This window comes from Streptomyces sp. NPDC002537 (assembly GCF_053594975.1).
This window is the reverse complement of record NZ_JBSFWT010000151.1, coordinates 1-9,352: the sequence shown is the minus strand read 5'-3', so window position 1 is coordinate 9,352 and position 9,352 is coordinate 1. Positions and strand designations below refer to the sequence as shown.

Sequence of the window (9,352 nt, the reverse complement as noted above, 5' to 3'; positions counted from 1 at the left end):
GGAAGAGCAGCGCGTAGCCGATCTGACCGGCCGCGCCGGTGACGGTGACATTGACGGGAGTGCGGGTCATGGCGATCTCCTGCTGCGAACTGGGGCCGGGCTTCCCCGCCCACGGATGAGGATCTCCGGGTACCGGGGGATCCGGAGCCAGGCTGTCCCACCGGCCTGTCGGCACCAAGCCGGAGCTCCCCATCTTTATGAGGCCATAGACGCGCCGTATGAGTCCGGACAGCGAGGCGTCAGGCAAGGGCCGGGTCCTCGTGTCGCCTATGGAGGCCGGGAATCCACCTCCGGACGACAAGGCCGAAGCGTGTGAAACCGTAGCGTCGGGACTGTCGTCTCCGGGCTCCATGGTGTCACCCCCGGCGGATTCCCCACGAGAAAGTGCCATGACAACCAACTTCATCGTGCCCGCGCCGGAGAACCAGGCGCACATTCTCCTCGCCGAAGGTGACAGCGCCATACGCACCGCGGTTCACCTGGCTCTGGAACGCCACGGTTTCACCGCGACGACCGTGGACGACGGCTTCAGCGCCCTCGAAGTGGTCCGTGAGGAGGAACCCGACCTGGTCCTCCTCGACTTCGCGCTTCCTGGCGTCAACGGGATCGACGTATGCCGCAAGATCCGTGAGACGAGCTGCGTGCCGATCCTCATGATGGCGGCACAGGAGGACAACTTTGACGCGGTCTGTGGTTTCGAGGCGGGTGCCGACGATTATGTGGTCAAGTTGTGCGACAGGGCTGTGCTTGTCGCCCGTGCCCGCGCCCTGCTGCGTCGTGCGCGTTTCAACTCGAGGCCCCAGCGCCCCTGGTGGCTTCCCTGAATGACCCGCGCACGGGTGTGGGAGGGATGCTTCCTGGCTCGTCGGCGCCGTCCTGATAGGCGGCCACACCTGGATTCACCGACCGGTCGTACGGGCTGCACACCATACTGGCCACTGCCATCGTCCTTGTCCCGGTAGGGGTTTCCACGGGCGGGGACACGTCGCTGGTCCATATCCGCCTGATGGACACCTTGCTTTCCTTTCCCACGCGATCGCCGTCGTCTTCGGATACCTGCTCCGGCCGCGGAAGCGTCCTCCGACCACGACCAGCACGGAGAGCCCGGACTGACCGCAGGTCCGTCGGCAGCGCTGCGAGTGGCCGGCGCCGCGCCCTTCGTGTATCCCAAAGTCGTTGGCCGGTCCCCCTTCGCGGGGCGCCGGCGGAGGACTGCCATGGGAGGCTGGGACCGTGCCGGAACTCCACGACCCTTGAGAGTTCCTCGGCAGAGTCCGGCACGCGTTCACCACTGCCTGTCCACGTACCTGCGGTGTCACTCCCCGACCCCTGACGGCGGACGCTGCCGATGCAACCGTCTTGTTCGGTACGCAGCATCGGCGCGCCCGCGGATCGGGTCCGCGGAAATTCCGGATCCGCGCTCACGGAAGCACCCTGTTCACCTATGTGGTCTAGTGTGATCGCGCATCAATTCACCGTCGGCTGTCGGAAAGTAAGGACGCCTCGGAAGTGATACAGGATGTCGGGTGCGAGATGCCGATAGATCTCATCCTCGACGAGTACACGTTCCCTGTAAGGGCAGTTTTCAAGTACTCGAGTTCGTGCCCTTACGAGGTACAGGTCACGTTCATGCTGGGAGGCCAGGAAGTCGCCTCTTGGCGGTTCGCGCGGAGCTTGCTCGTACAGGGGATCGCAAGGTTTTCCGGGGCCGGGAACGTACATGTATGGCCGGACAGCGAGAACGGCGAATCTGTGGTCTACCTGGGCCTGCACGGCACCCTGGTCGGCGTGCTGTTCCGTGTGCGAATGTCTGACCTCATCATCTGGAACAGCCGTACGCAGAGCCTCGTCCCGCTGGGTGCCGAGCATCTGTATGTGGATGTGGACGCGGGGCTGGCCGAGCTGTTCTCCGAGTGACCAGGGCGGTCGCGGGCACGTTGGCGTGAGGGCGCCGACAGCGAGTGGCAAACCGTGGCCGCTGAGGAAATGCAAGGCCCCCGTGACCCGGGGGATGGGTCACGGGGGCGGGGGCTGCCCACTCGACAGCCCGACAGCGAGAGGGTTGGGGGTGGGCCCTCTGCTGTGGCTTGGCGAGGCAAGGCCGGCTTGCCTGCTGACGTGATCCGAGCGAGTCGCGATTCCCCCCGAGAGTGAATCCGGATTCAGGCGGTACTCGTTGAGATCTGATCGTGCTCCGTACTCTACGGGTCCTCGGTGACCGGTGTTGTCGGCTATAGGTGTACTGAGGCAAGCCATTTGGCCTACTTCCTCGTGCGTAAATGTTGCCCATGACGGCGGGGTGTGGCCCCAGGGCGGTTTTCTCGTGGGGCATGCCCTCGTGTGATCACATATCGATGAATCGGATCGACCGCACTGCCGTCGGCCTCGAGCCAAAGCGCCCGGATCGGAGGGGTGTTGATTGGCACCTCGACGCCGGAGGCGGCACTGCCCTCTTTCGTCGATCCGGATGTATTCCCATGGGCGACATGGTGGGCAGTGAATTCTGTTTAGTGTGGAGGATACGTTTCGTAATCGTTGGAATCTCCTGACGTGCAGAAAGAGTCAATGTTGTCCACTGTTCGTCTCGATACCTTTCAAGGGCGTCCTTCCGGGATGGGGCCGAGGCGCCATGCGCGCGCGGTCCGTGTCGGATCCGTGGTCGTTGGCGGTGACGCCCCCATCTCGGTGCAGTCGATGACCACGACCAGGACATCGGACATCTCCGCGACGGTCCAGCAGATCGCCGAACTGGCGGCCGTCGGCTGTGAGATCGTCCGGGTGGCCTGCCTCAATCAGGACGACGCGGACGCGCTCGCGGTGATCGCGAAGAAGTCCCGTATCCCAGTGGTCGCGGACATCCACTTCCAGCCCAGGTACGTCTTCGCCGCGATCGAAGCGGGCTGCGCGGCCGTCCGCGTGAACCCCGGCAACATCCGCCAGTTCGACGATCACGTCAAGGAGATCGCGAAAGCGGCATCCGGTTCGGGCACTTCGATCCGCATCGGAGTCAACGCCGGGTCGCTCGACCCGCGTCTGTTGCAGCTGTACGGCGGGGTCACCGCCGAGGCGCTCGTCAGGTCCGCGCTGTGGGAAGCCTCGCTCTTCGAGGAGAACGGCTTCCGCGACATCAAGCTCTCGGTCAAGCACAACGATCCGGTCGTGATGATCGAGGCGTACCGGCAGCTGGCCGCCCGCTGCGACTATCCGTTGCACCTGGGGGTGACGAAAGCCGGCCCTTCCTTCCAGGGGGCGATCAAATCGGCCGCCGCCCTCGGCGCGCTCCTTTCGGACGGCATCGGCGACACCGTCCGCGTCTCGCTCTCCGCGCCGCCGACGGAGGAAGTCAAGGTCGCCACGCACATCCTGGAGTCCCTCGGCCTGCGGCAGCGCCGTGTGGAGATCATCTCGTGCCCGTCCTGCGGGCGTGCCCAGACGGACGTCAACAAGCTGGCCGGTCAAGTCGGTGCGGCTCTGGAAGGAACCGAGGTCCCGCTGCGGGTCGCGGTCATGGGCTGCGACATCAGCAGCCCGCACGAGGTGCGGGACGCGGATCTCGGCGTCGCTTCCGGCAACGGTGAGGGCCAGATCTTCGTCAGGGGCGAGGTGACCAAGACCGTCCCGGAGTCGAAGATCGTGGTGACACTCATGGACGAAGCCATGAAGCTCGCCGAGCAGATGGAACGGAGCGGCATCACGGCGGACCGACCGCGTGTCGACACGGACCTCGTGGGCCGTGGACATCTTTCGGCGCAGGAACTTCCGCACACCTGGCGAAACACCGGTCTGGTCGATGCCCCCTCACCCGGAACAGCGGGAATGACGGCGGGCTATCCGGGGGCCCACCACTTCGGGCCGGGCCGCTCCAATGAATACATCACCCGGCTTGGCCGGCTCCTGATCGAGCGTGGCGGCGGGCGCTTCTACCAGCGGGGCGCGGGGCCGTCGTGGGGAATGGCGGATCTCGACGCGACACGGGCGTTCCAGCTGGCCCAGGGGTGGACCGGGGGCGAAACGGACGGCATTCCCGGCCCCCGGACATGGGACTACCTGGTCACCGGGAGGGGAAACGACATCACCGCCGCGCCGGTCGCTGATATCGGCGGACCGGCGGGGGACAGAGTGCCGTCCCCGGTGCCAGGGCATACCGTCAGCTACGCGTTCGGCACGCCCAACACCGGCTATTCGAGCGGCTACCACACCGGTGACGACTATGCGGCGCCGGCCGGTACTCCGGTGGTGGCGGTACGCCCGGGCGTCATCGCCTGGGCGAACTCCGACGGAGGCGCCTACGGGAGCTGGATCGGACTGGAAGCCGACAACGGGCGCACCTATGTCTACTGCCATCTTTCCGACCGGTCGGTGACCGCCGGTGAGCACGTCCGAGCAGGGCAGCAGCTCGGCAAGGTAGGGGCGACCGGAAACGCTACAGGGCCGCACCTGCACTTCGAGGACCGTCCCCGCGGAGGCCAGTACGGCCAGGTCCGCAAACCCATGTGGTGAAGACCCCGCCAGATACCCCGATACATCCGGGAACAGCCCGCCCGGCCGCCTGAGCGGATCCGGAGCCGGGCGCACCTGGACCTACAGGAGAGATGGACCGAGCAGACGTGGGACGGGCACAGCAGAGGGACAGGAAGCCCAAGAAGCCCAAGAAGAAAGGCATACGCCGGTTCTTCACATGGAAGATGCTCCTCGCCTATTTCCTGGGCGTGGTGTTGCTTGGTGTGGGTGCCTTCGTGGTGCTCTACTTCAGCGTGGCCGTGCCGGGGGAGGGCAATGCGGCAGCCAAACTGCAGAGCAACCTCTACAAGTTGAGTGACGGCAGGACAGTCGCCCGGGTCGGTGAGATGAACCGCGAGGACGTACCTCTTTCGAAGATCTCCAAGGACGTCCAGCACGCCGTCGTCGCGGCGGAGAACAAGACCTTCTACACCGACTCCGGTGTCGATCCGCAAGGCATCGCGCGGGCCTTCTTCAGCACCCTGATGGGCCATGGCAAGCAGGGAGGCTCGACGATCACTCAGCAGTTCGTCAAGAACTACTACCTGGACCAGCAGCAGTCTGTTTCCCGCAAGTTGAAGGAACTGATCATCTCGCTCAAGGTCCAGGACAAGTTCTCCAAGGACCAGATCCTCCAGGGCTACCTGAACACCAGCTTCTATGGGCGTGGCGCCTACGGTATCCAGGCCGCCGCACGCGCGTACTACAACAAGGACGCCGACAAGCTCAACGTCCAGGAGAGCGCCTATCTCGCCGCCTTGCTCCAGGCGCCCAGCCAGTACGACTGGGCGGTGGCCACCGAGGACGGCAAGAAGAACGTCCAGGCCCGCTGGGGCTATGTGCTCGACAAGATGGTCGAGCAGAACTGGCTCAGCTCCGAGGACAGAGCCAAGATGCAGTTCGAGAAGCCGACCGACCCCAAGCCCGCCGCAGGTCTGAAGGGCGAGAACGGCTACTTGGTCGAGATGGCCAAGCAGGAGGTCATTCGGGACCTGGTCAAGGAGGGCCGTAGCGAGAAGGACGCCGAGCAGGAGTTCGCAGCGGGCGGCTGGACCGTCACACTCAGCATCGATTCCAAGAAGCAGAAAGCCTTGGAAGACGCGGTGAAGAACAAGCTGCTCGACAACCTGGATCCGCGGTCCCGCGCGGTTGACGGTCATGTCCAGACCGGAGCGGTGTCCGTGGACCGCAAGACCGGCAGGATCGTCGCCCTGTACGGCGGCCCGGACTACCTCAAGCACTACACCAACAACGCCACACGCCGGGACTACCAGCCCGCCTCCACCTTCAAGCCGATCATCCTGGCGGCCGCTCTGGAGAACGGCTCGAAGACCCAGGGCGGCCAGCGGATCACTCCCAGCACGTCTTACGACGGCACCAACAAGCGGCCGGTCGTCGGTCCGCACGGCGGCGGCTATGCACCGGAGAACGAAGACGGTTTCTCCCAGAACCCCATCTCGGTGCAGGACGCGATGGACAAATCCGTCAACGCGGTCTTCGCGCAGATGGTCGTCGACGTGGGCCTGAGCGATGTCAAGAAGACCGCCGAGGGCCTCGGCATGAAGGGCAATGACACAGGGTTCTATCTGAGTCCCGCCATGGCGCTCGGTTCCATGGGCGCGAGTCCGCTGGACATGGCGGGCGTCTATGCCACGCTCGACAATCACGGCAAGAAGGTCACGCCGAGCATCCTGAAGTCCGTGTCCCGGAGCGGCAAGGAGTTCAAGCTCCCCGACCCGATCGGCAAGGATCACATTGTCGGGCGCAGTGCCGCCGACGGCGTGACCTCCGTTCTGAGGGATGTGGTCAACCAAGGCACCGCGAGTCACGTGCGCAGCTCGCGGTACGACGTGGCGGCCAAGACCGGCACTTCCGACGACAACAAGTCCGCCTGGCTCACCGGTTACACACCGGACCTCATCACGTCCGTCGGCCTGTTCGGCGAGGCCCCGGGAGGTACACAAGTCACCCTGAAGAATGCGGGCGGGAAGGGCCGTGTGAACGGCGGTGCATATCCGGCCGACATCTGGGCGGCGTACACCGAAAAGGCGCTCGGAAGTGATGCCACCGCCAAGTTCGACCTGGAGACCGGCGGCTATGCCGACCCCGGGCCGCCGGCGGGGTCGCCGCCCCCTTCCTCTCCCTCGGCTCAGGCTTCGCCTTCGGATTCGCCACCGCCATCGACGCATTCCTCGCCTCCGCCGGACGGCACGGTGACCGGTGGCGCGGGCGGCGCGGCTGCCGGAGGCACTGCCGCCGGCGGTACGAGCGCGGGTGTGTCGGGAGGTGCCAACGGGGGTGCCGCCGGAGGTGCGGCTGGTGGTTCCAGTGGCGGTGCGGCTGGCGGCGCCAATGGTGGCGCGGCCGGAGGTACCAGTGGTGGTTCCAGTGGCGGCGCTGCCGGGGGAACCGCTGGTGGTTCTACCGGCGGTGCGGCCGGTGGTTCCAGTGGCGCTTCCACAGGCGGAGACGCCAATGGGGGCGCGAACAGTGGTGGCCCCCGCCCGAAGCCGTAGAACCGGCCTGAGACAGGCCTGGCCCCCGGAGAAGCCGGTGAGTCGCACCCCACTGCCCGGGTGCGACTCATCAGCTTCCGCGGAAGCCCGCCCCGGATGCCATATGGAGCGCGTCAAGAGCCCGCCAGTGTCCGTAAGGAAGGCGCTAATAAATGAGTTATCCGCATTTTTAGCCTGTCTCCTATAGATGTCCGTTTAATTCGCATTACTACCCAGGAGTACACGATGGCCGACGTGGCCTTCGTCGTCACCACGATCGCGGTTTTCGCGCTGGTGGCTCTCGTCGCCAAGGGGGTGACGAAGCTGTGACCGCCGAGAACATCATCGGCCTGGTCGTGGCCGTCGCCCTGCTGGGCTATCTGACCCTCGCCCTCGTCTTCCCGGAGAGGTTCTGAGCCCCGACATGAGCCCCGTACTCTCCGGCCTGCTCCAGCTGCTCGCGCTCATCGTGGCGCTGGGACTGGCCTACCGACCGCTCGGTGACTACATGGCCCGGGTCTACTCCTCCGACCGGCATCTGCGGGTCGAGAAGTGGATCTACAAGGCCGTCGGCGCCAACCCCGGCGTCGAGATGCGCTGGCCCGCGTACCTGCGCGGTGTCCTGGCCTTCTCCGTCGTCAGCGTCCTCTTCCTCTATCTGCTCCAGCGGATCCAGGGCTCCTTGCCCGGATCGCTCGGCTTCGCCTCCATCTCACCGGACCAGGCGTTCAACACCGCCGTGTCCTTCGTGACCAACACCAACTGGCAGTCGTACTCGGGCGAGCAGGCCATGGGCCACGTTCTCCAGACCGGTGGCCTCGCGGTGCAGAACTTCGTCTCCGCCGCGGTCGGTGTCGCGGTGGCGGTCGCGCTCGTCCGCGGTTTCGCCCGCTCCCGTACCGGTGAGCTCGGCAACTTCTGGGCGGACCTGGTGCGCGGCACCGTCCGCATCCTGCTCCCGGTCTCGGTGATCGCCGCGGTCGTCCTGGTGGCGTGCGGCGCCATTCAGAACTTCGCGGGTATCCACGAGGTCGGCCAGTTCATGGGCGGGTCGCAGCAGTGGAACGGTGGTGCGGTGGCCTCGCAGGAGGCCATCAAGGAGCTGGGCACCAACGGTGGTGCCTACTTCAACGCCAACTCCGCCCACCCCTTCGAGAACCCGAACGCCTTCAGCAACCTCTTCGAGATCTTCCTGCTGCTGGTCATCCCGTTCTCGCTGACCCGCACCTTCGGACGCATGGTCGGCAACGTCAAGCAGGGCTACGCGATCCTGGGCGCGATGGCGGTCATCTGGGTCGGCTTCAGCCTGCTGATGATGTGGACCGAGTTCCACCACGGTGGCCCGGCTCTGCACGCGGCGGGCGGCGCTATGGAGGGCAAGGAGCAGCGCTTCGGGATCGGCGCTTCGTCGATCTTCGCGACGAGCACCACGCTGACCTCGACCGGTTCGGTGGACTCCTTCCACTCCTCCTTCACCGGTCTGGGCGGCGGCCTGACCCTGCTGTCGATGATGCTGGGCGAGATCGCGCCCGGCGGTGTCGGCTCCGGCCTCTACGGCATGCTCGTCATGGCGATCGTCGCGGTGTTCATCGCGGGCCTGATGGTCGGCCGTACGCCCGAGTACCTCGGCAAGAAGATCGGCACCCGCGAGATCAAGCTCGCCGCGTGCTACATCCTCATCACCCCGGCTCTGGCACTGGGCTTCACGGCCGTGGCGATCCTCATGCCGTCCACGCGGGACTCCATGACCAACTCGGGCGCGCACGGCTTCTCGGAAGTCCTCTACGCCTACACCTCCGGTGCCAACAACAACGGCTCCGCCTTCGCCGGTCTCAACGCGAACACCCCGTGGTTCAACACCACGATCGGTCTCGCGATGCTGCTCGGCCGTTTCCTGCCGATGGTCTTCGTCCTGGCGCTGGCCGGCTCGCTGGCCAAGCAGATTCCCGTGCCCGAGACCGCGGGCACCCTGCGCACCGAGAAGCCGCTCTTCGCGGGCCTCCTCGTCGGCGCGATCCTCATCATCACCGGTCTGACGTACTTCCCGGCCCTGGCCCTTGGCCCGATGGCCGAAGGACTGGCGTCATGACCACCGACACGAAGAAGCACGAGAACGCCATGTCCACCACTACCCCGACCCGGACACCTCACCAAGACACCCCCACCGGGCACAAGCCCGAGAATGAACGTGTCTCCGGTGGTCTTTTCGACCCGGCGCAGTTGCTGAAGTCTCTGCCGGATGCGTTCAAGAAGCTCGATCCCCGGGTGATGGTGAAGTCCCCGGTGATGTTCGTGGTCGAGGTCGGTTCGGTGGTGACCACGGGGCTGGCGCTGAAGAATCCGGGTGACTGGTTCGG

General features: G+C 65.7%; 6 protein-coding genes and 2 pseudogenes. All 8 read left to right on the top strand.

Annotated features, from left to right (window positions below; all coding sequences use genetic code 11):
- Nucleotides 1-389 precede the first annotated feature (389 nt).
- Nucleotides 390-824, top strand: a complete 435-nt coding sequence (locus ACWD4A_RS34470) for a response regulator (protein WP_451200292.1) — start codon at nt 390-392, stop codon at nt 822-824.
- A 685-nt stretch (nt 825-1,509) separates the two neighbouring features.
- On the top strand, nt 1,510-1,917 hold the full coding sequence (locus ACWD4A_RS34465; RefSeq protein ID WP_451200291.1) for an SsgA family sporulation/cell division regulator: 408 nt from the start codon (nt 1,510-1,512) through the stop codon (nt 1,915-1,917).
- 696 nt (nt 1,918-2,613) lie between these two features.
- Nucleotides 2,614-3,714 (top strand): annotated as a pseudogene (gene ispG / locus ACWD4A_RS34460) (flavodoxin-dependent (E)-4-hydroxy-3-methylbut-2-enyl-diphosphate synthase); the annotation flags it as partial.
- 102 nt (nt 3,715-3,816) lie between these two features.
- Nucleotides 3,817-4,500, top strand: a complete 684-nt coding sequence (locus ACWD4A_RS34455; protein ID WP_451200294.1) for a peptidoglycan-binding protein — start codon at nt 3,817-3,819, stop codon at nt 4,498-4,500.
- Between the two features lie 92 nt (nt 4,501-4,592).
- Nucleotides 4,593-7,016, top strand: a complete 2,424-nt coding sequence (locus ACWD4A_RS34450) for a transglycosylase domain-containing protein (RefSeq protein ID WP_451200289.1) — start codon at nt 4,593-4,595, stop codon at nt 7,014-7,016.
- A gap of 305 nt (nt 7,017-7,321) precedes the next feature.
- A complete protein-coding gene (kdpF, locus tag ACWD4A_RS34445) occupies nt 7,322-7,411 on the top strand; it encodes a K(+)-transporting ATPase subunit F (protein WP_451200287.1) in 90 nt (29 codons plus the stop codon).
- Between the two features lie 8 nt (nt 7,412-7,419).
- Entirely contained in the window at nt 7,420-9,084 is a 1,665-nt protein-coding gene (gene kdpA / locus ACWD4A_RS34440; RefSeq protein WP_451200285.1) for a potassium-transporting ATPase subunit KdpA, read from the top strand.
- A pseudogene (locus ACWD4A_RS34435) lies at nt 9,081-9,352 on the top strand (potassium-transporting ATPase subunit B); the annotation flags it as partial. The gene kdpA and the pseudogene ACWD4A_RS34435, both read left to right, overlap by 4 nt.

What these genes read in the sequence shown, in the direction of transcription:
- ACWD4A_RS34470 (WP_451200292.1), top strand. Translation starts at nt 390, where the DNA reads ATGACAACCAACTTCATCGTGCCCGCGCCGGAGAACCAGGCGCACATT.
- ACWD4A_RS34455 (WP_451200294.1), top strand. Translation starts at nt 3,817, where the DNA reads ATGACGGCGGGCTATCCGGGGGCCCACCACTTCGGGCCGGGCCGCTCC.
- ACWD4A_RS34450 (WP_451200289.1), top strand. Translation starts at nt 4,593, where the DNA reads ATGGACCGAGCAGACGTGGGACGGGCACAGCAGAGGGACAGGAAGCCC.
- kdpA (WP_451200285.1), top strand. Translation starts at nt 7,420, where the DNA reads ATGAGCCCCGTACTCTCCGGCCTGCTCCAGCTGCTCGCGCTCATCGTG.